This window comes from Leucobacter sp. GX24907, assembly GCF_053567335.1.
Map to the genome: position 1 here is coordinate 333086 of NZ_JBSGPD010000002.1, position 25434 is coordinate 358519.

Here is a 25434-nt window from a genome sequence, read left to right on the forward strand (position 1 = left end):
GGATCGCGATCTATTTGCCGTCGAGGTCGCTCAGGGCCTGCTCGACGTCTTCGAGTACCTCACCCGCAGCAGCCTCGACCCCGTGGTAACCGGTCGCGACCGCATCACCGAACTCACGAGCCCCCTGGTTCACGCGCTCGAAGAAGCGGCGCCCCTCGGGCGTCTGATTGACGAAGTGGGCTGCGACGAACCCGATACCGATGCCTGTGATGACCCAAAACAGCTTGCGCATGCTGATCTCTCCAGTTCTGAATGCTCGTGTACGGCCCGCCGGCGACGGGATGCGGCAACCCGATGAAGTCTACCGGCTGGGGATCCTCCGAGCTTCATCTGAGCTGGACGAAAGCGCTTCACGCAGAAGCGGGGCACCGCCCGAAGGCGATGCCCCGCTTGCACGAGAGCGCTGTTTAGCGGCCCGAGTAGTACTCGACGACCAGCTGCACTTCACAGGTCACCGGGACCTCAGCGCGCTTCGGACGACGCAGGAGTCGCGCCTGGAGCTTGTCGAGCTCGACCTCGAGGTAGCCCGGGACGTTGGGCAGAACCTCGGCGTGACCACCGGCAGCAGCCACCTGGAAGGGCTCGAGGCCTTCCGAGCGCTCCTTGACGTGGATGAGCTGACCCGGCTTCACCCGGAACGAGGGGCGGTCGACGAGCTTGCCGTCGACGAGAATGTGGCGGTGCACGACGAGCTGGCGAGCCTGTGCGGTGGTGCGGGCGAAGCCGGCACGGAGCACGAGCGCGTCGAGACGCATCTCGAGCAGCTCGACGAGGTTCTCACCGGTCAGACCGTCCTGGCGACGGGCCTCGTTGAAGACAATGGTGAGCTGCTTCTCACGGAGGCCGTACTGTGCCCGGAGACGCTGCTTCTCGCGGAGACGAACGGCGTAGTCGCTGTCGCTGCGGCGCTTGGTGCGGCCGTGCTGGCCGGGGCCGTAGGGGCGCTTCTCGAGGTAACGTGCCGCCTTCGGCGTCAGGGCGAGGCCCAGGGCGCGCGACTGGCGGGTCATGGAACGGGTGCGCGAAGTCTTCGACACTCGGTGTCCTTTCGGGTTTCTGTCTGATTGTGCATCGCGGTTCAGTGTTGATCCGCGTGTTCTCTCGGCCACGCTGCGCCCGCATCGACATGCGATGCACGCGACGCAGCAAACCGTCATCGGTGAGGGAACGACCATCGCAGAAACCCGGCTACAGGGCGCCTGCCACCTGCATCGATTTCGCAGCCGTGAACTCGAAGGGTGTTGGCCAGCGACTAGCTTATCAGATCCAGCCCTTGTCACGAGCGATGCCCGCGGCCTCCGCGCGGTTCGCTGCGCCAGTCTTTCCGATCGCAGAGGAGAGGTGATTGCGGACGGTGCCAGCGGAGAGGAAGACCTCGGCTGCAATCGTTGCGGCGCTGCTGCCTGTCTCCGCGAGTTTCAGGATCTGCCGTTCACGCTCGGTGAGCGGGTTGGCTCCCTCGAAGAGCGAGTCCTCGGCGAGCTCCGGATCCACGACACGCAGGCCCGCGTGCACGCGGCGCACCGCTTCCGCGAGCTGTTCCGGAGGGGCGTCTTTCACGATGAACCCGGATGCCCCCGCTTCGAGCGCCGAGCGCAAGTACCCGGGCCTGGCGAAGGTGGTCACCACCAGCACGCGTGTGCTCGGGCAGGCGTCGCGCAGCGCCCTGGTGGCTGCGATCCCATCGATCTCCGGCATCTGGATATCCATGAGGCACACATCAGGCATCAGGCATATGGCCTCGGCACGTGCCTCTGCGCCATTACCCGCATACCCCACGACTTCGAGCCCGGGTTCGAGGTCGAGCAGAGCTCCCAGTGCGCCGCGCACGAGCGCTTGATCGTCTGCGATCAACAGGCGAATCGTCGCAGGCTCATCGACCGTCGCGGCCGCTTCCGTCATCTCAGTCACCAGGCAAGCCTCACTCGCGTACCTCCCGCGTCTCCGGCCCCGACGCTCAGAACGGCACCCGCAGCCGCTGCCCGCTCGGACATGCCGCGCATGCCGTTGCCCGCCTGCGACCGGACTCCCCCGCCGTTGTCCTCGACTTCGATAGTCCCGGGCTCGATCCCGATCCTGACGCGATCCGCTTTCGCGTGACGCAGCACGTTTGTCGTGGCCTCCCGCAGCACCCAGCTCGCGGGCAACGACTGCGCGGGAGAGAGCGCAGCAGGCTCGCCGTCGACGCGGACTTCAACGCCCGCAGTCTCGAGAGCCGCGACACTGGCCCGAAGCTGCTCCGCGAGTCCCTGCGTCCGCAGCCCCGTCACGGTTCCCCGCACTCCCGAGATGGCGTCGCCCGCGAGACGCGAGATCTCGTGCAGCTCGGTGCGCGCCGCATCGGGGTCGCGTTCGACGAGGCGCGCGGCCAGTTCTGCCTTCAACCTCACGACCGTGAGGGAATGTCCGATCAGATCGTGCACGTCACGCGCGATCGACTCGCGCTCTTCGCTCGTCGCGAGTTCCATTCGGAGCTCATCTGCTGCGACTGATCGGTCGATCAACCAGGTGTTGATGGTGTTGACCGCGGCCATCATGATGACGATGCCGGCGAGGAACCACGGAGGCGCCTCCTTGCGCTCGAACGCCACTGCGAACTGCACGAGCATCAGTGCGAGCGCCGTGCCGACTGTCGCCCAGTGCCAAGTCGTGCCGAGTCCGTACGCGGCGTATGCCATGAGGAACGGGAGGAACCCGAGCGACTCCCAAGCGATCGCGGGAATCGTCAGCCCGGCCGCTACGATCGCGGCGGCGAACAGCGCGCGCACGGGAACGCTGGGACGTCGCCACCCCGACCCCATCCCCAGGATGAACCCCACGACGTAAGCAGCCGCGAAAGCCGAAATACCCACCCATCCGAGCACTCGCCAGGCGAGGGCCGCCTCAGACTGCATGAGCGCCTGTGCCGGAAACCACAGGAACACCATCCAGATGACGGCCATGAGCCAGCCGTAGCGCTCCCACGGGCCCCGCGGCTCACCGCGTCGGGTCGCGGACTCCGGCGTACTGCTCGACATGGAACGAGCCTACCCGCGCCGACGAGACCGCAGGACCCCGATCCGGGTGATCAGTGCGAACACCAGGGTCCAGACGATGACGTTGAGTATCACGCCCCAGATCTCGTCGCTCCCGCCCGACAGCAACGCACCTTCGGTGATGGGCCAACGCACGAGTGACACGTACCCGTACATCGGGGTATAGCGCGCGATATCGAGCATGACCCCTTCGAGGGGCATGAACACGTTTCCGAAGAAGCCGAAGAACGTGATTCCGATCGAGGCCAACGCCGCAGCCGAGTCCGAGTTGAACGCCAGCCCCACGCCGAGCCCGAACAGTCCGAAGACGAGACCGATCCCGAGTACGAGGAGCAGAACCGCGAACCATCGCCACAGGTCATCTGCCGCCGCACCGGTGAGCGCCCCCACCAGAAACACCAGACCGGTCGATATCGCGGCGAAAGTCACCGCGGTCAGCACCTTCACCGTCGCGTAGCCGGCCATCGACAGCGGAGTCATGGCGATCTGCCTGCCCCACCCCTGGCGCACCTCGGAGGCCGCCAGCGAGCACAACGAGGTCATGGCTGTCGCGGTACCGAACGAAGCCATCGAGCACATCACGTAGAAGGCCACATTTCCGTTGCCGGCGCTCGCGTCTGCGTACTCAGCGTTCGCGCCGAAGAGCAGGTACATCGCGATCGGCATTCCGAGGGTGAAGGCCAGAGTGAACGGGTTGCGCAACTGGCGCAGGATCTCGACACGATAGAACGACGAGGTGAAGAGCATGGGTCAGTCCTCCGTCAACGTAGTGAAAGCGGATTCGAGTGTCGGCGCGGCAATCTCAAGGTCATGAGCCCCGAGCTCCAGAAGCCGCTTGGCGAGTGCATCGGAGTGCTCCGTTCGCACCGTGATGCGCCCGTCGGTCACGGTGAGCGCTGTGCCTTCGCCGGTGCCACCGACAACGGGCTCGGCAGAGCCGTGCGGGAGCCACGCATCACGCCTGAGATCCTCAAGCACCGCGTCTCGCCCGACCTCTGGCAACACTGCGGAGACCGTGCGTCCGCCGAGCGACCTGCGCAGATCTGCGGTATCCCCGTCTGCGATGATCTTGCCGCGATTCAACACGACCGTGCGGACGGCGAACTGCTCCGCCTCTTCGAGGTAGTGCGTCGCGAAGACGATCGTGCGCCCCTCGCGCGCCTCGGCACGCATGACCTCCCAGAAGCGGCGTCGTGCGGTCACGTCCATGCCGGCGGTCGGCTCGTCGAGCACCAGCACGTCAGGGTTGGGAAGCAGCGCGAGCGCGAACTTGATGCGCTGCTGCTCGCCGCCCGAGCACTTGCTCACCTTGCGCCGGGCGATCCGGTCGAGTTCTGTGCGCGCCATCACCTCGGGCAGCCGATCCTTCGCCCGGTGAAAGCTCGCGATCACCTCGACCGTTTCTGCCACGGTGAGGTCGGCGAGCAAACCACCGGTTTGCAACACCGCGGCCAGTCGCCCCTCGGTCGTGGCATGCCGCGGTGGTTTCCCGAGCACCCGGACGTCGCCCGCATCGGGCTCGCTGAGCCCGAGCAACATGTCGAGTGTCACCGTCTTGCCCGCACCATTCGGCCCGAGTAGCGCGACCACCTCACCTCGCTTGATACGCAGATCGATTCCATCAACGGCCGTCACACGGCGTTCGCCGCTGCCGAATCGCCGTGTGAGGCCGCTGAGGTCAACGACGAGAGCGTTATTTCCGTCCATGCACTCAAGGTTTCCGCAGAATCCCTCACGGCATCCGGTGCCGCCGTCACGTCTCAGGCATGACAGATGTCATGGGTGCGCAAGAACGTTTGTGACTCGGAACGGTTACCCGCCGCGAGTAATACGACGGATGATCTCGAGGCGCTCCGAGACCGTGCGTTCATTGCCGTGCGTTGTCGGCCTGTAGTACACGCGGTCTGTGAGCTCGTCAGGCAGGTACTGCTGCTGCGAGACCCCGCGCGGATCATCGTGCGGGTACTTGTACCCCTTCCCGTGCCCCAGCCGCTTGGCGCCCGCGTAATGAGCATCGCGGAGATGGTTCGGTACTCGCCCGAAGCGCCCCGCCTTCACATCGGATATCGCCGCATCGATCGCGGTGATCACCGCGTTCGACTTGGGCGCGGTCGCAATGTAGATCGTTGCTTCGGCGAGCGGAATGCGCGCCTCGGGGAGCCCGATCAGCTGTGTCGCCTCCGCTGCGGCGACGGCAATGGGAAGTGCTTGCGGATCCGCCATGCCGACATCTTCCGCCGCATGCACCATGAGTCTGCGTGCGATGAACCGCGGATCTTCACCCGCCTCGATCATGCGGGCCAGATAGTGGATCGCCCCATCCGGATCAGAGCCGCGAAGTGACTTGATGAATGCACTGATGACGTCATAGTGCTCATCACCGTTGCGGTCGTAGCGCAAGAGCGCACGATCGATCGATGCGGAGACGATCTCAGCGGTGACGACCGGCACGGGTGCGTCTACCTCTGCATCGTGAGACGCCGCCGCTCCGGCCAGGGCTGAAGCCGCCGCCGCCTCGAGCCCGGTCAACGCGCGTCTGGCGTCGCCCGAGGCGAGCTGCACGAGTGCCTCCGTCGCCTCGCTATCGAGAGTCACACGCCCACCGAGGCCGCGCGGATCGGCAACCGCGCGCTCCAGCAGCTCGGCGAGGTCGGTGTCGGTGAGCTGCTCGAGCGTAAGCAGGAGCGATCGAGACAGCAGCGGGCTGATCACCGAGAACGACGGGTTCTCGGTGGTGGCTGCAACGAGTGTCACCCACCCGTTCTCCACCCCGGGGAGTAGCGCATCCTGCTGAGCCTTGGTGAAGCGATGAATCTCGTCGAGGAAGAGCACGGTGGCCATCCCGTACAGATCGCGGTCGTTCAAGGCCCGCTCCATCACCGTGCGGACATCCTTGATGCCGGCGGTCACAGCCGAGAGCTCGACGAAGCGTCGCCCGCTCGAGTGCGCGATCGCCTGGGCAATCGTCGTCTTTCCGGTTCCCGGCGGGCCCCAGAGAATGATGGACACGGCTCCACCACCGCCGTCGCCCTCGTCCGCAAGCACACGCAGCGGCGATCCCGGTCGCAAGAGATGCTGCTGGCCGACCACTTCATCGAGCGAGCGGGGGCGCATGCGTACCGCGAGCGGTGCGGTGTTGCCTTGAGCGGCGATTCCCTCCATGCGCCTCATGCTATCCGGCACCACCGACGACAGTGTCAACGACGCTGTAGACCGCAGCCCCGCTGTGGCATAGTGGAGGAGTCCGGGGCGGCCACGCGCCGCCCCTCCCTACGAACACACGACAGGTGAGCAGCACTGTGAGCGAAGCGACGAAGGAAACCCCCTGGGGACGAGTCGACGAGAACCGCACGGTCTACGTGCGTGAGGGCGGCGCTGAACGCGTTGTCGGCGAGTTTCCCGACGGCACTCCGGAAGAGGCGCTCGCCTACTTCACCCGCAAGTATGCGGACCTCGAGGGTCAGATCTCACTGCTTGAGCAGCGTGTCGCCCGTGGCACCGCACCGGCCGACGTCGCCGACGTCGTGAGCCGCCTCCAAGAACAGCTCGTCGAACCCGCCGCCGTCGGCGACCTTGCCGCGCTCCGCGAGCGCGGCGCGAAGCTCGCAGAGAAGGCATCCGAGGCCTCCGAGAAGCAGCAGGCCGAACGAGAAGCGGCACGTCGTGCCGCGCTCGAACAGCGCGAGGCCATCGTCGCCGAAGCCGAGCGTCTTGCCGCCCAGCCAGAGACCAGCATTCGCTGGAAGGAGACCGGTCAGGCCTTCGAACAGCTCTTCACCGATTGGCAGACGTCCCAGCGCAGCGGGCCCCAGATCCCGCGCTCGCAGGCCGACGCACTCTGGAAGCGCTTCCGCACCGCCCGTCAGAGTTTCGACAGTGCGCGCCGCGGACATTTCGCACGCATGGATGCGAACAACAAGGACGTCAAGCAGCGCAAGGAACGCATCATCGCCGCGGCAGAAGCGCTCGCACCCAAGGGCGTCGAAGGCATCCCCGCCTACCGTGCGCTTCTCGATGATTGGAAGGCCGCGGGCCGAGCCAGCCGCAAGCTCGACGATCAGCTCTGGGCTCGCTTCAAGGCCGCGGGCGACGTGCTTTACGAGGCAAAGGCCGCAGAGGTCGCGCAGACCAACGAGGAGTACTCGGCGAATCTCACAGCCAAGCAGGAGCTGCTGGCCGAGGCGGAGCCGATCCTGCGCGAAAACGACCGTGCGGCTGCTCGCAAGCGCCTGACCGACGTGCAGCTGCGCTGGGATGAGATCGGACGGGTGCCGCGTGAGTCGCTGCGCGACATCGAGGGCCGCCTCCGCAAGATCGAGGACCACGTCAAGGGTCTCGAAGACGAGCACTGGCGCAAGTCCAACCCCGAAACGAAGGCTCGAAGCGAAGGGCTGCGCGGACAGCTCGAAGCATCGATCGAAGAGCTCAACGCCGAGATCGCCCAGGCAGAGTCTGCCGGCGACACGCGAGCACTGGAGGAGCTCCAGCAGAAGCTCGCCACGCAGCAGAGCTGGCTCCAGGCGCTCGGCGACTGAGCCCTCCGCGCGATTCTCCGAAACGTCGGCCACTTATCCACAGATCGGCCGGAGAGGCTGTCGCACGGCCCGTGACGCATGCACCATTACGGCATGCCCATCACGCTTCCCGACCCGCCCCGTATCGATCGCTGGCCACCCGCCGTTCGCTCGGTGGAACTCGCACGGGGTACGATCCTGCGCTGCGGCCCCGGACTCCGCCCGACCGGCTGGCCCGAACACCCGCGGGTGCGCGCGGCGGCCCTCGCCCCGTGGCTGGAAGACGGATGCATCGCGATCGAGATGACGGCGGCCTGGGTGTGGGGCGTCTGCGAATGGTCCGACGAGTTCCTTCGGCTCAGCCTGGGGACGAGCCGCCGGACCGGGCTGCGGTGCGCCCCGGCTGCGACCATGCGAAGACTCTCCTTCGCAGACGACGACACCACGGCGTTCCAAGGGCTGAGGGTGACCACCCCGCTCCGCACGGTGTTCGATCTGGTGCATCGCAGCACTCCTCTGGAGGATGCCGAGAGCACAGCATGCCAGATGCTCCTGGGCAGCATCCGCAACAGCCCCGAGTGCGTTCTGGACATGTGCGCAGACCGCGGGTACCCGGGCCGCAATCGTGCGATGGCCCGAATCAGAGGCTGGGCAGGAGTATCGAACTAGGTGCGCCTGTTCGGGAGCTCGCGATCCTCGGCGTTTACCCGTCGCTCACGCGGTACACGTCGTACACGCCCTCGATGCGTCGCACCGCGTTCAGCACATGGTCGAGGTGCGTCGCATTCGCCATTTCGAAGGAGAAACGGCTGATGGCGAGCCGTGAGCTCGACGTTTGCACGGATGCCGAAAGGATATTGACGTGATGCTCAGAGAGCACTCGGGTCACATCCGACAACAAGCCCGAACGATCGAGCGCCTCGACTTGAATCTGCACCAGGAAGATGCTCTTGGAGGTCGGCGCCCACTCGACCTCGACGAGGCGGTCGCTCTGCTGTTGGAGTGCCTTGAAGTTGCGGCAGTCCGTGCGGTGCACGGATACACCCTGGCCCTTGGTGATGAAGCCCCGGATCTCATCGCCGGGCACGGGCGTGCAGCATTTGGCGAGCTTCACCAGCACATCCGAGGTGCCTTTCACGACCACACCGACCTGCGAGTCCGCCTTGCGCGTGCGAGGCGTGGCCTCTCCCGTCAGTCCCGCGAGTGCGGGCTCAGTCGACACTTGATCGTCGGAGAGGAGCGCGCCGACCTTCTCGATGACGGACTGCGCGGAGACGTGTCCCTCACCAACGCCGGCATACAGCGCGGTGACGTCGGCATAACGAAGCTGCAGGGCGACCTGCTGCAGCGACTCCGAGTTCAGAATCCGGTGCAGCGGGAGCTTCTGCTTCCGCAGTTCACGAGTGATCTCTTCCTTACCGTGCTCGATCGCCTCATCGCGCCGTTCCTTGGTGAACCACTGCCGAATCTTGTTCTGGGCGCGCTTGCTCTTTGCGAAGGCCAGCCAGTCCTTGTTCGGCCCGGCATCGGGATCCTTCGAGGTGAAGACCTCGACGACATCACCGTTCTGCAGCGGAGTTTCCAGAGGCACGAGGCGACCGTTGACGCGAGCACCCATCGTGCGATGTCCGACCTCGGTGTGGACCACGTAGGCGAAATCGACCGGGGTTGCGCCTTCGACAAGTCCGATCACGCGGCCCTTCGGCGTGAAGACGTAGACCTCCTTCGCGCCGATCTCGAAGCGCAGCGCATCGAGGAACTCCCCCGGGTCTTCCGTCTCGGCCTGCCAGTCCGAGATGTGCTCGAGCCAGGCCATATCGGTCTGCGATTGCTTCTCCTGCGCTCCGCGACCCCCCTGCTGCTTGTACTTCCAGTGGGCGGCGACGCCGTACTCGGCCCGCTGATGCATTTCGAAGGTGCGGATCTGGATCTCCACCGCGCGACCATCGGGCCCGATGACCGTCGTATGGAGGGACTGGTAGAGATTGAACTTCGGCGAGGCGATGTAGTCCTTGAAGCGCCCCGGGATGGGGGTCCACCTCGCATGCACAGAACCGAGCACGGCGTAACAATCACGAATGGAGCCGACGAGCACACGGATGCCGACGAGGTCGTAGATGTCGTCGAAGTCGCGCCCCCGAACGATCATCTTCTGATAGATCGAGTAGAGCTCCTTGGGGCGCCCCGTCACCTCGCCACGGATCTTGGCCTCGCGCAGATCGGCGTTGATGGAGTTGATCACCTCGCTCACGAGCTCTTCGCGTTGCGGGTTGCGCTGCGTCACCAGGTTCTCGATCTCGGCGTAGAGCTTCGGCTTCAGTACCGCGAAGGAGAGGTCTTCGAGTTCGGTCTTGATCGACTGGATGCCGAGGCGATGCGCGAGCGGAGCGAATATCTCGAGCGTCTCCTGCGCTTTCCGCTTCGCAGAGTCGCCGGAGACGAAGCCCCAGGTACGCGCGTTGTGCAGTCGGTCGGCAAGCTTGATCACGAGCACGCGGATGTCCTTCGCCATCGCGACAACCATCTTGCGTACGGTTTCCGCTTGCGCCGAGTCCCCGTATTTGACTTTGTCGAGCTTGGTCACTCCGTCGACGAGCATGGCGACCTCATCGCCGAAATCCTCGGCGAGCTGCTCGAGGGAGTAATCCGTGTCTTCTACGGTGTCGTGGAGCAGTGCAGCAGCAACCACCACCGGCGCGACTCCCAGATCGGCGAGGATCTGCGAAACCGCGATCGGATGGGTGATGTACGGCTCACCGCTGCGCCGTTTCTGCCCCCGGTGCGCTCGCTCGGCGACGACGTATGCTCGCTCGACAATAGAGAGGTCGGCACGGGGGTGATTCGTGCGCACCGTGCGCAGGAGTTGTTCAACGGCACCGGGCGAACTCGCGCGTGAAAAGATACGTGGCACGAGACGGCGAAGGGTTGATCCTCCGCCGTTGCCGACGAGTTCGCTCGATGCCATGGCTCGCCCCACCTCCGCTTGACTGCTTGAACGCTACACTACCGCGCCACGTGCATGCCGACCGATTGCTGACTAAGCCTCTGCGGACTCTGCGAGTGCCTGCTCGGCGCCCTCTTTCTCCTTGCGCGCGCGAGCCTGGAGCACGCGTTCGTCGTGCTTCACTATGGCGGGCTCGCGTTCGCGAATATGCGCGTACACGGGGGCCGCGATGAAGATCGTCGAGTACGCGCCCACCAGGATGCCGATGAACAGGGCGAGCGAAATATCGCGCAGTGTGCCAGCGCCGAGAAGCAGCGCACCGATGAAGAGGATCGCACCGACTGGGAGCAGACCGACGACCGACGTATTGATCGAGCGCACGAGAGTCTGGTTCACGGCAAGATTCACCGATTCGGCGAATGTGCGGGACTCGGTCAACGGCCCCGGAGCCGTGTTCTCTCGAATCTTGTCGAACACCACCACCGTGTCGTAGAGCGAGTAGCCGAGGATCGTCAGGAAGCCGATGAGTGCGGCCGGCGTCACCTCGAACCCCGTGATGCCGTAGATGCCTGCCGTGATGACGAGGTCGTGCACCAGCGCGACGAAGGATGCGAGCGCCATCTTCCAGGTGCGGAAGTAGATCGCCATGACCACACCTGCGAACAGTATGAATACGCCCAGACCGATCAAGGCCTGCCTGGTGATGTCCTGTCCCCAGACGGGGCCGATGAACGAATAGGTCACGGCACTCTCCTCGACCTCGAAGGCCTCCATGAGCGCTGCGCTCACCTCGGCGTTCTCCGTCTCGTCGAGAGCTTCCATCTGCACGCGCACATCGGTCGGCCCGACGTGACTCACACGCGGGGTACTCGAGGGCAGCACCGTCGCCACCGCGTCCTCGGCGATCGCCTGGTCGTCTTGAACCGCTTCCGCCAGGTGCACCTGGAACTGGCTGCCACCGGTGAACTCGATACCGAAGACGAACCCTCCGCGGAGGAAGGGGAAGACCACCGACACGACGATGAGCGCAACGGCGATCAGATACCAGGTTCTGCGCCGACCGACGAAGTCGATCGACTTCTCACCCGTGTAGAGCGCGTTGCCGAACTCTGAGAAGGAGCGTGCCACGTTAGCTTTCCTTTCCGGTCGAGACACCGGCTTCGGCGGCCTTGCGCTCGGCGATCGTCTGCCTGCGCTCGGCCTCCTTGCGACTGCCCAGGTTCTTCTTGCTCGCGCCCTTGGTCGCGAATGCCGGCTCCCGGAAACTCAGACGCCCGCGGTAGACCGCGCCGAGCGAGCGAGGATCGAGCCCGGAAGCCGGGTGTCCTTCGCGGTAGAAGCGCGTGCGTCCGAGCAACGTCATGATCGGGTGCGTGAACAGCATGACCACGATGATGTCGACCAGCGTGGTGAGGCCCAGGGTGAACGCGAAGCCGCGCACGTTCGCGACTGCGAAGATGAACAGGATCACCGCCGCCAAGATGAAGATCGCATCAGAGGCGAGGATCGTGCGCAGCGCCTTCTTCCATCCTTGTTCGATCGCCTGCTCCAGATGGAACCCATCTCGAATGGAGTCTCTGATGCGTTCGAAGTAGAGGATGAACGAGTCCGCGGTGAATCCGACGGACACGATGATGCCCGTCACGCCGGCGAGGCTCAAGCGATAGCCCTGCCGCCATGAGAAGAACGTGAGCAGCAGGTAGGTGAGTACGCCTGCGACGACGAGTGAGGCGATCGTCACGCTGCCGAGCACTCGGTACTGGAAGAGAGAGTACCCCACCACGAGCAGCAATCCGACGAGTCCCGTCAGCAGACCGACCTGCAGCTGATTCGAGCCGAGCGTCGCGGAGATATCCTCCTGGCTCTGCACTTCGAAGCCGATCGGTAGCGCACCGAACTTCAACTGATCGGCAAGCGCCTCTGCCGTCTCCTGCGTGAAGTCACCGGAGATCGAGGGACGACCATCCATGATCTGCGCCTGCATGCGCGGGGCCGAGACGACGTTGCCGTCGAGCACGAACGCGAACTGGTCAAGCGGAGAAGCCTGCCCGTAGAGCCGCGTGCTGATCTCACCGAAAGTCTTCGTGCCCTCCTTGTTCATGGTCATCTGCACGACCCACCCGCCGGTCGTCGCACCGCTCTGCGTGGTGTCGGCCTGGGCGACCGCATCGGTGATGACCTCGCCGCCCAGCTCAACCGGGCCAAGGATGTACTTCATGACCCCTGCGTCATCGCAGGTGACGATCGCCCGATCCGACGGGGCATCGCCTGAGTTCAGCGCCTCGTCGGAGTCGCAGACGTACGCGTCGTACTGCGCCTGGAGCGCGGGAGTGATCCAGGCTTCATCGCTGGGACTCTCGGGCGTCTCCTCCGGATACAGATCGGCATCGTCCTGCTGAGCCGGATCCTCGTCCGTGGACTCGGTCGAAGCGTCGGTGGAGGCATCATCGGCTGACCCTGCGTCGGAAGCGTCACTCGAGATGTCCGCATCATCAGCGCTGTCAGACCCCTCGACGGTTGCTTCAGAAGCATCGCCCTCGGCACCCTCCGTACCCTCGGCTGCAGCGCCCGCGACGTCGGTGCGCAGCACCGGTCGGAAGTCGAGCTTTGCAGAGGCCTGAATGCGCTGCAAGGTCGCGTCGTCGGCTTTGCCCGGGATCGCCACCGAAATGTTCTGACCGCCCTGAGTCGTCACCTCGGCCTCGGAGACGCCCGATGCGTTGACGCGCTGTCGGATGATGGCGACTGCCTGATCCAGCTGCTCCCCGTTCACCGACTCCCCGTCTTCGAGCTTGGGGGCGAGCAGGATCTGCGTGCCGCCCTGCAGGTCGAGCGCGAGCTTCGGAGTCCAGGTGGCATCGCTGCGGAACACGCCGAGCGTGATCAAGCCCGCGAGTCCGACCACGATGACCAGTAGGAAGGTGAGGGAGCGTCGTGCTTTTCTCACGGCGGGTGTCGCGGCCACTGAGGGACTCTGCTTTCTCTTGATCGGACGTGAAGAACCCCGGACCGCCTCGCGCGTCGCCCGCGGCGGGCGGGGTTGATGAGCGGGTGGCTCAGGCGGTGCCGGGGCGGTCGTCCTCGGGCTTGTCTGCCTCGGAGTTCTCGGCCTCAGTCACTGCATCGGTGCTCGGCTCGGCGTCGCCGGTGCTCGCCGAAGCATCGGAAGCCGCCGTGCCGTCGACACGCTCGCCGAATGCCGGATCGTCATCCGGTGCGAGGTCGGTGTCGACATCCTCCGGCTCCTCGACCGGTGCGACGATCTGGGAAACCGCGTTGCGGTGCACGACGAAGGTGCTGGTGCCGCTCGTCACGCTGACCCGGCCGTTCTCCTCATCGAGCGAGTCGACCGTGGCGAAGATGCCGGACTGCAGCATGACCTCTGCTCCCGGGCGGAGCCCAGCCTGCAGTTCCTGCATCGCCTGCTGACGTTTGCGGCCATTGCGGAACATGAAGAAGATGAGCAGGGCGATGAGCCCGAGCATGACGAATTCCACGGAAATCCTTTCGGAGTACGGCTCACGCACCCATCGAGTACGCGCACAGGGTCAAACTATAGGGCATCGGGAACAGGAACGCCTGAGTGCTCCCACCCCGCTCGAGTTGCGACTCGCCCGCGCGGGGTGCGAGCGAGCAGGCCCGCACGCACGAGAAACGGCTCGACGACCGCCTCAATGGTCTCCGCCTCCTCACCCACCGAGACCGCGAGCGTGGAAAGTCCCACCGGCCCTCCGGCGAAACGCTCGACGACCACTCGCAGCACTTCTCGATCCAGTCGGTCGAGGCCCTGCTCGTCGACGTCGTAGAGCGCGAGCGCCGCCGAGACGCTTTCGAGATCTCCCGGAACACCATGCACCAGGCTGTAATCGCGTACACGGCGCAGGAGGCGATTCGCGATACGCGGGGTGCCGCGCGAGCGTCCTGCGATCTCACCGACCCCGGCCTCGGCGATGTCGAAATTCAACAGACCGGACGCCCGACGCACGACACTCGATAGTTCATCATCGGCATAGAACTCGAGGTGTGCGGTGAAGCCGAAACGGTCGCGCAGCGGATTGGGCAGGAGGCCCGCACGCGTCGTCGCGCCGACGAGGGTGAACGGCGCGATCTCGAGAGGAATCGACGTCGCACCAGCTCCCTTCCCCACCATGATGTCGATCTTGAAGTCCTCCATCGCGAGATACAGCATCTCTTCGGCGCTGCGCGCCATACGATGAATCTCGTCGATGAACAGCACTTCCCCCGGAGTGAGCGCCGACAAGACAGCGGCGAGGTCGCCCGCGTGCTGGATCGCAGGCCCAGACGTCTGATGCAGCGGCTTCTCGAGCTCAGCGGCCACAATCATCGATAGCGTTGTCTTGCCGAGCCCGGGGGGCCCCGCGAGCAGGATGTGGTCGGGTGTGCGCTGCTGCATCGTCGCCGCATCGAGCAACAGTCGCAGCTGCTTACGCACCTTCGCCTGACCGACGAATTCCTCGAGCGATCCCGGGCGCAGCGCGCCTTCGAAGCCGAGCTCCGAGTTCGCTGCCTGCGGCGAGAGCTCCTCGGTCATCGGCGACCTCCACCGGGCTTACCGTCCTGGAGGAGCGCAAGCGCGGCGCGCAGCAGCGCCGCCTGCTCCGTGGGAGCCCCCGCCGCGATGGCGTCTCGCACGGCCCACTCCGCGTCGGTCTCGGACCACCCGAGGCCGACGAGTCCCTGCTCGACGGCTGCCGCCGCAAGCATCGCCGGGTCCTTCGAAGCCGCTGATGCGCTCTCGTCGGCAAGCTCGCCTGCTTCGACGAACGCCAGCGGATCGATCTTGCCTGCGAGCGATACCGCAAGGAGCTTCGCGGTCTTCGGGCCGATGCCGGAAACCTTGCGGAACGGCCTATCGTCTTCGGCCTGCACCGCACGCGCGATCTCGGCCGGCGTCATCGTGGAGAGCACACCGAGTGCGCTCCGCGGGCCCACGCCCGAGACGCCCAGCAGTATGCCGAACATCTCGAGCTCCTCGGACGTTTCGAAGCCGAACAGCGTCAGCGAATCCTCCCGCACCACGAGAGACGTGTGCAGCATCTTCTCATCGCCGGGGTGAGTCGACATGCGTGGTCCGCTCGGAACCTCGGCTCGCATGCCGACTCCCCCGACATCGATGACGACCCAGCCGGTTCCGGCCGAGAGCACACGCCCGTGCAGTGATGCGATCACTCGTTCACCCTAGGCGTTCGCGGTTTCCAGCTGTCGCTGCGTGTTACGCACCGAGCGGTTCACCGAAGAGACGATGGCCTTGAGCGTCGCACGCGTCGTGTCGGGGTCGACACCGACGCCCCACAGACGCTGGCCATCGACTTCGAGGTCGACATATGCGGCGGCCACGGCGTCTCCACCCGAGCTCATCGCGTGCTCGACGTAATCGAAGAGACGGACCTCGTGGTCATTGTCGTTCAGAGCATTGATGAACGCATCAACCGGACCATTGCCGCGAGCGGTCAGCTGACGCTGATCATCGTCCACCCGGTAATCGATCGTCAGCTCGGTCACACCGTCACCCGCGCTCGTCGAGGCAGTGCGGAACAGCTCGTAGCGACCCCACTGCTCGAACGATCCTCCGGTGGTCGGCAGATACTCGTCCTGGAATACCTTCCAGATCGCATCGCTCGACACCTCGCCGCCCTCACCGTCGGTGATGCCCTGGACGACCGCGCTGAATTCGATCTGCAGGCGACGCGGCAGGTCGAGATGATGATCGGTCTTCAGCAGGTATGCCACGCCACCCTTGCCCGACTGCGAGTTCACGCGGATGACCGCCTCGTATGAGCGTCCCAGATCCTTCGGATCGACCGGCAGATACGGAACCGCCCACTCGATGTCGTCGATGCTCGTGCCGGCGGCCTCGGCATCGCGTGCCATACGCTCGAAGCCCTTCTTGATCGCGTCCTGATGCGATCCCGAGAATGCCGTGTAGACCAGGTCGCCAGCCCACGGGCTGCGCTCCGGGACACGGAGCTGATTGCAGTACTCGGCCGTGCGGCGCACCTCGTCGAGACGGGAGAAATCGATCTGCGGGTCGACGCCCTGCGTGAACAGGTTGATGCCGAGTGCGACGAGGTCGACGTTGCCGGTGCGCTCTCCGTTGCCGAACAGGCAGCCCTCGATGCGATCGGCGCCGGCCATGTAACCGAGCTCTGCGGCTGCGACTGCCGTGCCACGGTCGTTGTGGGGGTGCAGCGACAGGATCACCGACTTGCGCCTCGCCAGGTTGCGGCTCATCCACTCGATGGAGTCGGCGTACACGTTCGGCGTCGCCATCTCGACCGTCGCGGGCAGGTTGATGATGACCTTGCGCTCAGGCGTCGGAGCGAAGATCTCGATGACCTCGTTGCACACCTCCACCGCGTAGTCGAGCTCCGTCCCGGTGTACGACTCCGGCGAGTACTGGTAGAAAATGTCGGTGCCCTCGCAGATGTGCTCGCTCGCCTTGCAGAGCTTCGCACCGTCGGTCGCGATCTTCTTGATGCCCGCGCGGTCTGAGCGGAACACGACATCGCGCTGGAGGATGCTCGTCGAGTTGTACAGGTGCACGATGGCGCGCTTCGCGCCGATCAGCGACTCGTAGGTGCGCGTGATCAGGTGCTCTCGCGCCTGTGTGAGCACCTGGATGGTGACGTCATCCGGAATCGCTCCGTCCTCGATGAGGTGGCGCACGAAGTCGAAATCGGTCTGGCTCGCCGAGGGGAAACCAACCTCGATCTCCTTGTACCCCATCTTGACGAGCAGATCGAACATGATCCGCTTGCGCTCGGGGCTCATCGGGTCGATGAGCGCCTGATTCCCATCACGGAGGTCGACGGCGCACCAGCGCGGCGCCTCGGTGATGCGCCGGGTGGGCCAGGTGCGATCCGGCAGATCCACCTCGATGATCTCGTGGAACGGGCGGTAGCGATGGATCGGCATGCCCGAAGGCTGCTGCATGTTCTTCATAGGGCTCGAAAACTTTCTCGTCTAGATCTTTTGCTCAGCCAAACACGAACACCGCGACGAGGGAGGCCTGAAGATTAGGACTCGTCGCGGCAGCTAAGGAGAAGCGAGCCGAACAGCATGGAGCCACTATAGCACCGCGTCTCGCTGAGATCTGGGAGCGGCACCCCGCTGCCTCTTCGGATACCTGGCATAGCCTGGAAGCATGTCTTCCTCTGCGCCACCCCGTATCGCTTCCTCTCGCTGCGGCGCCGTGAGTCGTTGCCTCATCGCGATCGGCATCGCGCTGTGCACCGTGCTCACGGCGTTCATGCCCGCCGCTGCACAGGCATCTCCAATGTCAGATGCAGCCGTGCGCGCGAACGTGCAGGACTTCGACTACGAGAGCTGGGACGTCGCGTACGAGATCTCCGTCGACGAATCAGGCCGGGCTCTCGCGCACGTCACCGAGACCCTCACCGCGCGGTTTCCCGACTACGACCAGAATCGCGGGCTCGTGCGAGGCATACCTGCGAAGTATGAAGGCAGCTCGACCGATCCACGCGACTTCCGCGTGACAGATGCCGGCGGTGCCGCCATTCCCTTCGAGATCGAGCGCGATGACGGCTTCGTCGCCGTGCTGACCGGCGACGATAGCTATGTCCACGGTGTGCAGACGTATGTGATCGAGTACACGCTGAGCGATGTCGTGCTGGCGCGGGACGACGGTACGGCTGATGAGTTCTACTGGGATCTGACCGACTTCGAACATGCGCAGCGCATCGAGCGTTTCACGGCCTCGATCTCGTTCGCGCCGCCGCTCCAATCGAAACTGAACGGCCAGATGCGATGCTACGCCGGCCCACCGAACTCCTCCGATGAATGCGCCCTTTCCGGGGCCGTGTCTCCGGAATCACCCATCAGGATCGGCCCCCTGCCGCTTGAGCCCCGCGAAGGCGTCACCGTCGCGGTCGGCATGACTCCGGGCGCGGTGGTACAGCCCTCGGCGCGGATACCGAGCTTCGCGCGGGACATGCTGCCTGCGATCCTCTCGGGCGTCGCGCTCGCGGTGTCGATTGCGGGCGCAATCGCAGCGACCGTGCTCGTGCGGAAACGCCGAGTTGGCCGCGGAGTGATCGTGCCCCAATACGAGGTGCCGCCCGAGCTTCCCCCGCTGCTCGCCGGGCCGCTCGTCGGGAAATCGGCCACAGCGGTTCCCGCTGAGTTGCTGCACCTGGCTCTGCGCGGTGTCACGCGTATCGAGGAGGTCGAAGGTCGGGGCGGGTTCTTCTCCGCGTCGAAGCCGAGACCGCGCATTCGCATGCTCGACATCTTCCAGGCAGGCGATCCGTTGGACGCAGAAGCCGCTCGCGCAATCTTCCCGACGCCGAATTCCGGGGAGGTCTTCGATGTTCCGAAGCAGAGTTCCTCGTTTGCGAGCAGTATGCAGAAGCTCCGTGCTCGTGGCGTTTCGGAAGCGCGGCAGCGCGGCTACTTCGAATCCGCCCACAGTCCCGTGGGGCGCGTGCTCGGGCTGATCGCACTCCCCCTCGCCGTCGCAGCGCTTGCGCTCGGGATCTTCGCGCTCACGCAGCGTCCGAGTGGCCTCTCCGTGATCGCAATCGTGTTCGCCGGCCTCTCGTTGATCCCCGCAATCATCGCGATCGTGAAGCATCGCGTGCACTCCCAGGCCGGTGCCGAGACACGCGAGTTTCTGCTCGGCGCCCGCATGTTCATCGAGGTTGCCGAGCAGCAGCGCATCGAGATGCTGCAGTCCTATACAGGCGCTGAACGACGAAGCGACGGGAGCGCCGACGTGATACATCTTTATGAGAAGCTGTTGCCGTACGCGGTGCTGTTCGGTCTGGAGAAGCACTGGAGCGGCGTGCTGCAGACCCGGTACGAACAGGATCCCGGATACGTGCCCGCCTGGTACCCGGCAGCCGCTGTGCACGGCATGAGCAGCTTCTCGAGCACGGTCTCCCAGTTCACGGGTTCGCTGTCGTCCTCGGTGAGCTATTCATCCAGTAGTTCAGGCGGCTCATCCGGTGGTGGGTTCGCCGGCGGAGGCGGAGGCGGAGGCTTCAGCGGAGGTCGCTAGGCTCCGGGCACAGCATACGACTACGGAGTCTCAGAAGCCGAGGCGACCCAGCGCCTTCGCGTCACGCTGCCACTCCTTGAGCACCTTGACGCGCAACGACAGAAACACGCGGCGGCCGGTAAGCGCCTCGATGCTGATGCGGGCGCGCTCGCCCACATCGCGCAGGCGTGACCCTCCCTTACCGATGACGATGCCCTTCTGACTATCGCGCTCGACGTAGATCGACGCGTAGATCTCGAGCAGTCCCGGCGCGTCGCCGTCGCCTTCGCGCTCCTCGCGGTCGTCAACGGTCGCAGCGAGCGAGTGCGGCAGCTCTTCACGCGCGCCCTCGAGTGCGGCTTCGCGGATGAGTTCGGCGATGCGGTCGTCTTCGCCCTCCTCCGTCGTCCGGTCGGCCTCGTAGAGCGGGGGCGAGTCGGGCATCAGGTCGAGCAGCAGGTCGGTCAGCACGTCGAGTTGCTCGCTCGTGACCGATGAGATCGGCACGACAGCATCCCACTCGCGCAGTGCGCCGAGCCGGGCCAGCTGATCGATGATCTCAGTGCGTGATGCCTGGTCGACCTTGGTGAGGATCGCAACCTTCCGTGCACGCGGGAAGTCGTCGAGTCGGTCGTTGATGAAGCGATCGCCAGGGCCGAGCTTCTCGTTCGCCGGGACGCAGAACCCGATGACGTCGACGTCGCCGAGCGTCGTCTCGACGAGGGCATTGAGTCGTTCGCCGAGCAGTGTGCGCGGGCGGTGAATGCCCGGCGTATCGACGATGATGAGCTGGCCGTCCGGACGGTGGAGGATCCCGCGGATCACCCGTCGCGTCGTCTGCGGCTTCGGGCTCGTGATCGCGATCTTCTCACCCACCAGCGCGTTCGTCAGTGTCGACTTCCCGACGTTCGGACGTCCGACGAAAGACACGAAACCTGCGCGGTGGCGATGATCCTCCGCCGACTCGTCTCCGGCTACATCATTGCTCACGGCGCTCCTTCTCCCTGGGCGGCAGAACCCGGCGTTGGGTCCGCTGAGTGCAGCGTATCAAGAACCTCGTCATGCTCGCCGTCCCCACCGACCCAGCGTGCTCGAACCGTGACCAAGCGCTGTCTGCGCCGTTGCGTCGCCAACGCAGTGAGCTCGATCCCCTCGACCACCACGCGGTCACCCAGCTCGGCCAGCCGACCGAGATGCTTCGAGACGAGCCCGCCGACGGTGTCGACGTCGTCGTCCTCGAGATCGATACCGAAGATCTCACCCAACCGATCCACCGGCAGGCGCGCGCTGACGGCGAACCCGCCCGAATCATCCAGGACGATCTCCGGGGCTTCCCGATCGTGCTCGTCGTTGATGTCGCCGAGGAGCTCTTCGATCAGGTCCTCGAGACTGACGAGTCCCGAGATCCCCCCGTACTCGTCGACGACCAGCGCCAGGTGGTTGGCCTCCCGCTGCATCTGGCGCATGAGATCGTCTGCGCGCTGCACCTCGGGTACGAAGCGCACCGGCTTCATGATGCGCGACACCGGGGTGCTGTCCGCTTCGTCCTGGCGACGCATGACAAAGCCGATCGCATCGCGCAGATGGGCCACACCCACCACATCGTCCACATCCTCGGTCACCACCGGCACCCGAGAGTGACGAGAGACGTGGATCTGCTCGAGAGCCTCCGCCACGGTCGCATCGGCATCGATGGTGACCATGTCGATCCTGGGCACCATGACCTCGCGCACAAGCGTGTCGCCGAACTCGACCAGCGAGTGGATGTAGTCGCGGTCGTCGCTCTCGAGCAGCGCGTGCTCCGCGGCCTGATCCACCATTGAGAGCAGCTGCTGCTCATCGCGAATTCCCGACCCGCCGCTGCTGCCCGGAGTCACACGATCTCCGAAGCGCCTGAGCGCGTGGGCGAGCGGACCGACCAGCACACGCACGGCGCGCACGGCAGGCGCTGCGAAGCGGATCACCGCATCCGGGTGGTGCGTACCGACGGATCGAGGGCTCGTGCCGACCAGCACGAACGAGACCGCCGTCATTACGAGCGTGGCAAGTGCGAGCTCCAGCCACAGTCGATCAAGCGTGTAAGCGACGACCAACGTGATGAGCACGGCTGCGAACGTCTCCGCGAACACCCGCGCGAAGCCGAGCGCGCCACGGTGCATGGACTCGTCTTCGGCGATCGCCCTGATGGCTTTGCCACTCCGACCGGATTCCTCGGCGAGCGACAGCAGCTCAGCGCGGGAGCGGACACCGAGCGCCGCGTCGACGGCGGCGAGCAGACCACCGATGCCCAGCAGGATCGCTGCACCCGAGAGCAGCAGCGCGATCAGTGGGCCGCTCACCGGGCCCGCTCTCGCATCGCGAAAGCAAGCAGCAGATCCCGTTGCAGGCCGAACATCTCGGCCTCCTCATCGGGCGTCGCATGATCGTAGCCGAGCAGGTGCAGCATGCCATGGGTCTGCAGCACCGTCGTCTCCTGCAGCAGATCGTGTCCGGCCGCTTCGGCCTGCCGTTCAGCCACCTGCGGGCAGATGACGATGTCACCGAGGAGACCCGCGGGAGTGACCGCGTCGGGTCGGCCGGGACGCAGTTCATCCATCGGGAAGCTGAGTACATCAGTCGGCCCAGGCAGGCCCATCCACTGCTCGTGCAGTCGAGAAATGGCCGCCTCGTCGACGAAGATGACGCCCAACTCGGTGTCAGGGTGCACGTGCATCGATTCCATCACGAAATCCGCGAGACGCTGGAGCAGCTCCTCATCCAGTTGATAGTCCGATTCGTTGTTGATCTCGACGCTCATGCGCCGTCCTCCTCTGCGCGCGCGTTCCGGCCGCGCTCGTCATGATCAGCGTAGGCGTCGACGATACGACCCACCAGGCTGTGTCGCACGATGTCGTCGGCGGAGAGTTCAGCGAAATGGATACCGTCGACTTCACGCAGAATACGGCGCACCTGACGGAGTCCGCTCGCGGCGATCGGCAGGTCGACCTGCGTCACATCGCCGGTCACGACCATCTTGGAACCGTATCCGAGTCGTGTGAGAAACATCTTCATCTGCTCGGGCGTCGTGTTTTGCGCCTCGTCGAGGATGACGAACGACTCATTGAGGGTGCGGCCGCGCATGTACGCGAGCGGCGCAACCTCGATGGTGCCGTTCGCGAGCAGCTTCGGTACGATCTCGGCGTCCATCATCGACCCCACTGCATCGAAGAGCGGCCGCAAATAGGGGTCGATCTTGTCTTCGAGTGAGCCCGGCAAGTACCCGAGTCGCTCCCCCGCCTCGACGGCGGGGCGCGTAAGGATGATCTTCGAAACCTCGCGGCGCTGCAGGGCCTGCACGGCCTTCGCCATCGCGAGATACGTCTTGCCGGTGCCGGCCGGGCCGATCCCGAACACGATCGTGCTGTCTTCGATCGCTGTGACGTAGTCTCTCTGCCCGCGCGTCTGCGGGCGCACGGCACGTCCGCGCACTGTGAGAATCGGCTCCGATAGGAGTCGCGCAGCGCCGGTCCCCTCGCCCTCGTGGACCATGCGCGTGACCTCTCTGATGTCGTGCGGCGACGGATCTCCGCCTCGCCTGGCGAGCTCGAGAATCTCGCCGAGCACATGCTCGGCGGCACGTACCTCGTCGACCTCGCCGCGCAGGGTCATGATATGGTCCCGGGCGTGAAATACGACGTCGGGGTGCTGCTCGCGCAGATCCGCGAGCAACTGGTCACGGTGCCCGAGAAAGGTCGCAAGATCGACCCCGGTCAGCTGCACGGTGCGTTCGAGTCGAGCGGAGCGGTCGAGCCGCTCAGTGCGCCCGGGCTCGGGCTCTGACTCAGGAGCCAACGAGGGATCCCTCGCCGAGACCGTCGCCCGCGAGCACGTGGGCGTGCACGTGGAACACGGTCTGCCCGGCCTTCGCGCCGCTGTTGAAGATGAGTCGGAACTCCCCCTCGGCGAGTTCGTCGGCGAGACGCTTCGCGACACTCACCATGTCGGCGAGTGTCGCAGGATCGCCTGCGGCGAGCTCGACGACATCGCGGTACTCGGTGCTCTTCGGAATGACGAGCACGTGCACGGGCGCCTGCGGCGAGATGTCGGGGAACGCAATGACGCGGTCGGTTTCAGCGAGGATCTCGACAGGGATCTCGCCGGCGACGATCTTGCCGAAAATGGTGTCTTCTGCCATGGGCGTCAGTCTACCGTCCTCATCTCTGTCAATATTTGTGTAACAAAACTGATTTTGTGTAACGATAGTGACCATGCTCGCGATTCTTGCCGTTCTCCTGTCGGCACTGTGCTTCTCGACTACTGCGAGTTCCCAGGTGCTCCTCGGCGTGGAGGCCTCTCCGATCTCGGTCGGCGCGGCGCGAGTCGTCGTAGGTGGCGCAATTCTCGCGACCATCGCCGTGCTGCGCGCACGACAGTCCACCGCCGCACGCGCGCGTCCGCATAACTACCGCCCTCCCCACGGTCTCCCCTCCTGGCTCCCGTTCGTCGTCGGCACGGCCGGCGTCATCGCGTACCAGCCGGCGTTCTTCGCGGGCGCAGCAATCAACGGCGTCGCCGTTGGCACCGTCGTCGCGCTGGGCTCGGCACCGGTGATGACCGGGCTCATCATGGGCATTCTGGAGCGCCGCATCCCTGGCCCGAGGTGGCTCATCGCCACAGCGCTCGCACTCTGCGGCATGTTCCTGGTGTCCGGGTTGCTCTCGGGAGCCGGCGCCGGCGATGTCGATCCGATCGGACTCCTCAGCTCGGTCGGCGCCGGCGCCTCCTATGCCTGCTACACCATCGCAAGCAAGCGGCTCTTCGATCGCGGCTGGACCGCATCAACGACGGTGGGGACGATGTACGGCATTGCCGGTGCGTGCAGCCTGCCGCTCGTCTTCGTCGGCGGCGCCGGATGGCTGCTCACGCCACAGGGGGCGCTCCTCGCACTCTGGTTGGGCGCGGTGACCACTGCCCTCGGATACCTGCTCTTCGGGTGGGGGTTGACCCAGCTCGCGCCAACCACCGTCTCGACGCTGACGCTCGCAGAGCCGCTGCTCGCCACGCTGCTCGGTCTCGTCGTACTCGGAGAGCGTCTCTCGCTCGGAGCCGCGCTCGGCCTCGTCATCATCGCAACCGGCCTCATCGTCTTGAGCTTCCCGTCTCGCAGAAAGGCTCCCCATGTCTCCCTCGCCTGACCGCACCGCGTCGCCTGAACGCACCAGCTCACCTCCGCCGCGTGCGCAGCAGCTCATCGCGGACGCCATGCGCGCACGTATCCTCTCGGGAGATCTCGTACCCGGCGCACCGCTGCGCGAGGAGGAACTCGCCACCCGCTACGACGCCTCACGGCACACTGTCCGCTCAGCGCTCCTCCTGCTTGCGGCGGAACGCCTCGTGCACACAGCGCCGTATCGTGGCGCATGGGTCGCGTCCTTCGACGACGACGAGATACTGGCGCTGCAGGATCTGCGATGCGCACTCGAATCCGCCTCTGTTCGCATCCTCCACAGACGCCACGGTGACGTGTGGCCACGACAGGTACTGCGTCCACTCGAGTACGCGTTGGAAGAACTCGCCGACGCCGAGACCTCGAGGTCGAGAACGCAGACCTCGAACATGCAGATCTCGAGCAATGACGACACAGGTGCCGAACCCGACTCCGCCGCGATGCGCATCTCCCGCGCCCATGTCGCATTCCACGATGCTCTCGTCAGGGCGTCGGAGAGCGAGCGCATCATCGAGGCGTACGAACGCATCGGATCGGAGATCCTGATGCTCACTGCGCACGTGCGTCCGCATTATGAACCGGGAGCCTTCGAACCGCAGCACCGCGACTATCTGCGCGAGGTGCAAACCGGTGATGTCGAAAGCGTGTGGCGCCACCTCTCAGTGTCCACCGAGCTCCTTCTTGCTCATCGAGACTGAGCTCACCGGAAACCGAGC

Annotated in this window: 24 protein-coding genes; 5 read left to right on the forward strand and 19 right to left on the reverse strand. The window is 65.2% G+C overall.

The genetic code is table 11. The features are described from left to right. Positions 1 to 10 precede the first annotated feature (10 nt). From ACUYV6_RS04440 to ACUYV6_RS04470, 7 genes are all read right to left on the reverse strand, one after another. Positions 11 to 232, reverse strand: a complete 222-nt coding sequence (locus ACUYV6_RS04440) for a hypothetical protein (RefSeq protein ID WP_449277433.1) — start codon at positions 230 to 232, stop codon at positions 11 to 13. A 175-nt stretch (positions 233 to 407) separates the two neighbouring features. Then, entirely contained in the window at positions 408 to 1010 is a 603-nt protein-coding gene (rpsD, locus tag ACUYV6_RS04445; RefSeq protein ID WP_449277561.1) for a 30S ribosomal protein S4, read from the reverse strand. A gap of 250 nt (positions 1011 to 1260) precedes the next feature. Continuing rightward, positions 1261 to 1902 (reverse strand): response regulator, encoded by a 642-nt coding sequence (locus tag ACUYV6_RS04450; RefSeq protein ID WP_449277562.1) that lies wholly within the window; start codon positions 1900 to 1902, stop codon positions 1261 to 1263. A 5-nt stretch (positions 1903 to 1907) separates the two neighbouring features. After that, positions 1908 to 3017 carry a sensor histidine kinase gene (locus ACUYV6_RS04455; RefSeq protein ID WP_449277434.1) on the reverse strand — a complete coding sequence of 370 codons (1110 nt, stop codon included), beginning with the start codon at positions 3015 to 3017 and terminating at the stop codon, positions 1908 to 1910. A 9-nt stretch (positions 3018 to 3026) separates the two neighbouring features. Then, positions 3027 to 3782 (reverse strand): ABC transporter permease, encoded by a 756-nt coding sequence (locus ACUYV6_RS04460; RefSeq protein ID WP_449277435.1) that lies wholly within the window; start codon positions 3780 to 3782, stop codon positions 3027 to 3029. Between the two features lie 3 nt (positions 3783 to 3785). Continuing rightward, positions 3786 to 4742 carry an ABC transporter ATP-binding protein gene (locus tag ACUYV6_RS04465; RefSeq protein WP_449277436.1) on the reverse strand — a complete coding sequence of 319 codons (957 nt, stop codon included), beginning with the start codon at positions 4740 to 4742 and terminating at the stop codon, positions 3786 to 3788. A 105-nt stretch (positions 4743 to 4847) separates the two neighbouring features. Continuing rightward, on the reverse strand, positions 4848 to 6197 hold the full coding sequence (locus ACUYV6_RS04470) for a replication-associated recombination protein A (RefSeq protein WP_449277437.1): 1350 nt from the start codon (positions 6195 to 6197) through the stop codon (positions 4848 to 4850). 125 nt (positions 6198 to 6322) lie between these two features. On the opposite strand from ACUYV6_RS04470, the gene ACUYV6_RS04475 reads away from it, so the two are divergent. Beyond that, positions 6323 to 7570 carry a DUF349 domain-containing protein gene (locus tag ACUYV6_RS04475; RefSeq protein ID WP_449277438.1) on the forward strand — a complete coding sequence of 416 codons (1248 nt, stop codon included), beginning with the start codon at positions 6323 to 6325 and terminating at the stop codon, positions 7568 to 7570. 93 nt (positions 7571 to 7663) lie between these two features. Then, entirely contained in the window at positions 7664 to 8218 is a 555-nt protein-coding gene (locus ACUYV6_RS04480; RefSeq protein ID WP_449277439.1) for a hypothetical protein, read from the forward strand. 34 nt (positions 8219 to 8252) lie between these two features. On the opposite strand, the gene ACUYV6_RS04485 is transcribed toward ACUYV6_RS04480, so the two are convergent. The 7 genes from ACUYV6_RS04485 to leuA form a co-directional block, all read right to left on the reverse strand. Beyond that, the gene (locus ACUYV6_RS04485) at positions 8253 to 10514 is read right to left on the reverse strand and encodes a RelA/SpoT family protein (RefSeq protein ID WP_449277440.1); all 2262 of its coding nucleotides are present in this window, start codon (positions 10512 to 10514) and stop codon (positions 8253 to 8255) included. A 72-nt stretch (positions 10515 to 10586) separates the two neighbouring features. Further along, positions 10587 to 11621: a protein translocase subunit SecF gene (gene secF, locus ACUYV6_RS04490; RefSeq protein ID WP_449277441.1), complete on the reverse strand. Its 1035-nt coding sequence runs from the start codon at positions 11619 to 11621 to the stop codon at positions 10587 to 10589. 1 nt (position 11622) lies between these two features. After that, complete coding sequence (secD, locus tag ACUYV6_RS04495; RefSeq protein ID WP_449277442.1) at positions 11623 to 13458, reverse strand: protein translocase subunit SecD; 1836 nt, start codon at positions 13456 to 13458, stop codon at positions 11623 to 11625. Positions 13459 to 13549: 91 nt separating this feature from the next. After that, positions 13550 to 13990, reverse strand: coding sequence for a preprotein translocase subunit YajC (gene yajC, locus ACUYV6_RS04500; protein ID WP_449277443.1), 441 nt, complete (start codon positions 13988 to 13990; stop codon positions 13550 to 13552). Positions 13991 to 14046: 56 nt separating this feature from the next. Then, the gene (gene ruvB / locus ACUYV6_RS04505; RefSeq protein ID WP_449277444.1) at positions 14047 to 15045 is read right to left on the reverse strand and encodes a Holliday junction branch migration DNA helicase RuvB; all 999 of its coding nucleotides are present in this window, start codon (positions 15043 to 15045) and stop codon (positions 14047 to 14049) included. Further along, positions 15042 to 15683, reverse strand: a complete 642-nt coding sequence (gene ruvA / locus ACUYV6_RS04510; RefSeq protein WP_449277445.1) for a Holliday junction branch migration protein RuvA — start codon at positions 15681 to 15683, stop codon at positions 15042 to 15044. Before ruvA ends, ruvB begins: the two co-directional genes overlap by 4 nt. Before the next feature lie 9 nt (positions 15684 to 15692). After that, positions 15693 to 17456, reverse strand: coding sequence for a 2-isopropylmalate synthase (gene leuA / locus ACUYV6_RS04515; protein ID WP_449277446.1), 1764 nt, complete (start codon positions 17454 to 17456; stop codon positions 15693 to 15695). Positions 17457 to 17658: 202 nt separating this feature from the next. Between leuA and ACUYV6_RS04520 the strand changes: the two genes are divergently transcribed. Then, positions 17659 to 19533: a DUF2207 domain-containing protein gene (locus ACUYV6_RS04520; RefSeq protein ID WP_449277447.1), complete on the forward strand. Its 1875-nt coding sequence runs from the start codon at positions 17659 to 17661 to the stop codon at positions 19531 to 19533. A 30-nt stretch (positions 19534 to 19563) separates the two neighbouring features. On the opposite strand, the gene era is transcribed toward ACUYV6_RS04520, so the two are convergent. The 5 genes from era to ACUYV6_RS04545 form a co-directional block, all read right to left on the reverse strand. Further along, positions 19564 to 20502 (reverse strand): GTPase Era, encoded by a 939-nt coding sequence (gene era, locus ACUYV6_RS04525; RefSeq protein ID WP_449277448.1) that lies wholly within the window; start codon positions 20500 to 20502, stop codon positions 19564 to 19566. Next, the gene (locus ACUYV6_RS04530; RefSeq protein ID WP_449277449.1) at positions 20499 to 21851 is read right to left on the reverse strand and encodes a hemolysin family protein; all 1353 of its coding nucleotides are present in this window, start codon (positions 21849 to 21851) and stop codon (positions 20499 to 20501) included. The genes era and ACUYV6_RS04530 overlap by 4 nt, the downstream gene beginning before the upstream one ends. Next, positions 21848 to 22309, reverse strand: a complete 462-nt coding sequence (ybeY, locus tag ACUYV6_RS04535) for an rRNA maturation RNase YbeY (RefSeq protein WP_449277450.1) — start codon at positions 22307 to 22309, stop codon at positions 21848 to 21850. Before ybeY ends, ACUYV6_RS04530 begins: the two co-directional genes overlap by 4 nt. After that, positions 22306 to 23271, reverse strand: coding sequence for a PhoH family protein (locus tag ACUYV6_RS04540; protein ID WP_449277563.1), 966 nt, complete (start codon positions 23269 to 23271; stop codon positions 22306 to 22308). Before ACUYV6_RS04540 ends, ybeY begins: the two co-directional genes overlap by 4 nt. A gap of 61 nt (positions 23272 to 23332) precedes the next feature. Next, a complete protein-coding gene (locus ACUYV6_RS04545) occupies positions 23333 to 23686 on the reverse strand; it encodes a histidine triad nucleotide-binding protein (RefSeq protein ID WP_449277451.1) in 354 nt (117 codons plus the stop codon). 73 nt (positions 23687 to 23759) lie between these two features. Between ACUYV6_RS04545 and ACUYV6_RS04550 the strand changes: the two genes are divergently transcribed. Further along, positions 23760 to 24686: a DMT family transporter gene (locus tag ACUYV6_RS04550; RefSeq protein WP_449277452.1), complete on the forward strand. Its 927-nt coding sequence runs from the start codon at positions 23760 to 23762 to the stop codon at positions 24684 to 24686. After that, positions 24670 to 25416 (forward strand): GntR family transcriptional regulator, encoded by a 747-nt coding sequence (locus ACUYV6_RS04555; RefSeq protein ID WP_449277453.1) that lies wholly within the window; start codon positions 24670 to 24672, stop codon positions 25414 to 25416. Before ACUYV6_RS04550 ends, ACUYV6_RS04555 begins: the two co-directional genes overlap by 17 nt. The last annotated feature ends 18 nt before the right edge of the window (positions 25417 to 25434 follow it).

What these genes read in the sequence shown, in the direction of transcription:
- ACUYV6_RS04440 (WP_449277433.1), bottom strand. Translation starts at nt 232, where the DNA reads ATGCGCAAGCTGTTTTGGGTCATCACAGGCATCGGTATCGGGTTCGTC.
- rpsD (WP_449277561.1), bottom strand. Translation starts at nt 1,010, where the DNA reads ATGACCCGCCAGTCGCGCGCCCTGGGCCTCGCCCTGACGCCGAAGGCG.
- ACUYV6_RS04450 (WP_449277562.1), bottom strand. Translation starts at nt 1,902, where the DNA reads ATGACGGAAGCGGCCGCGACGGTCGATGAGCCTGCGACGATTCGCCTG.
- ACUYV6_RS04455 (WP_449277434.1), bottom strand. Translation starts at nt 3,017, where the DNA reads ATGTCGAGCAGTACGCCGGAGTCCGCGACCCGACGCGGTGAGCCGCGG.
- ACUYV6_RS04460 (WP_449277435.1), bottom strand. Translation starts at nt 3,782, where the DNA reads ATGCTCTTCACCTCGTCGTTCTATCGTGTCGAGATCCTGCGCCAGTTG.
- ACUYV6_RS04465 (WP_449277436.1), bottom strand. Translation starts at nt 4,742, where the DNA reads ATGGACGGAAATAACGCTCTCGTCGTTGACCTCAGCGGCCTCACACGG.
- ACUYV6_RS04470 (WP_449277437.1), bottom strand. Translation starts at nt 6,197, where the DNA reads ATGGAGGGAATCGCCGCTCAAGGCAACACCGCACCGCTCGCGGTACGC.
- ACUYV6_RS04480 (WP_449277439.1), top strand. Translation starts at nt 7,664, where the DNA reads ATGCCCATCACGCTTCCCGACCCGCCCCGTATCGATCGCTGGCCACCC.
- ACUYV6_RS04485 (WP_449277440.1), bottom strand. Translation starts at nt 10,514, where the DNA reads ATGGCATCGAGCGAACTCGTCGGCAACGGCGGAGGATCAACCCTTCGC.
- ruvB (WP_449277444.1), bottom strand. Translation starts at nt 15,045, where the DNA reads ATGACCGAGGAGCTCTCGCCGCAGGCAGCGAACTCGGAGCTCGGCTTC.
- leuA (WP_449277446.1), bottom strand. Translation starts at nt 17,456, where the DNA reads ATGAAGAACATGCAGCAGCCTTCGGGCATGCCGATCCATCGCTACCGC.
- ACUYV6_RS04520 (WP_449277447.1), top strand. Translation starts at nt 17,659, where the DNA reads ATGTCTTCCTCTGCGCCACCCCGTATCGCTTCCTCTCGCTGCGGCGCC.
- ybeY (WP_449277450.1), bottom strand. Translation starts at nt 22,309, where the DNA reads ATGAGCGTCGAGATCAACAACGAATCGGACTATCAACTGGATGAGGAG.
- ACUYV6_RS04545 (WP_449277451.1), bottom strand. Translation starts at nt 23,686, where the DNA reads ATGGCAGAAGACACCATTTTCGGCAAGATCGTCGCCGGCGAGATCCCT.
- ACUYV6_RS04550 (WP_449277452.1), top strand. Translation starts at nt 23,760, where the DNA reads ATGCTCGCGATTCTTGCCGTTCTCCTGTCGGCACTGTGCTTCTCGACT.
- ACUYV6_RS04555 (WP_449277453.1), top strand. Translation starts at nt 24,670, where the DNA reads ATGTCTCCCTCGCCTGACCGCACCGCGTCGCCTGAACGCACCAGCTCA.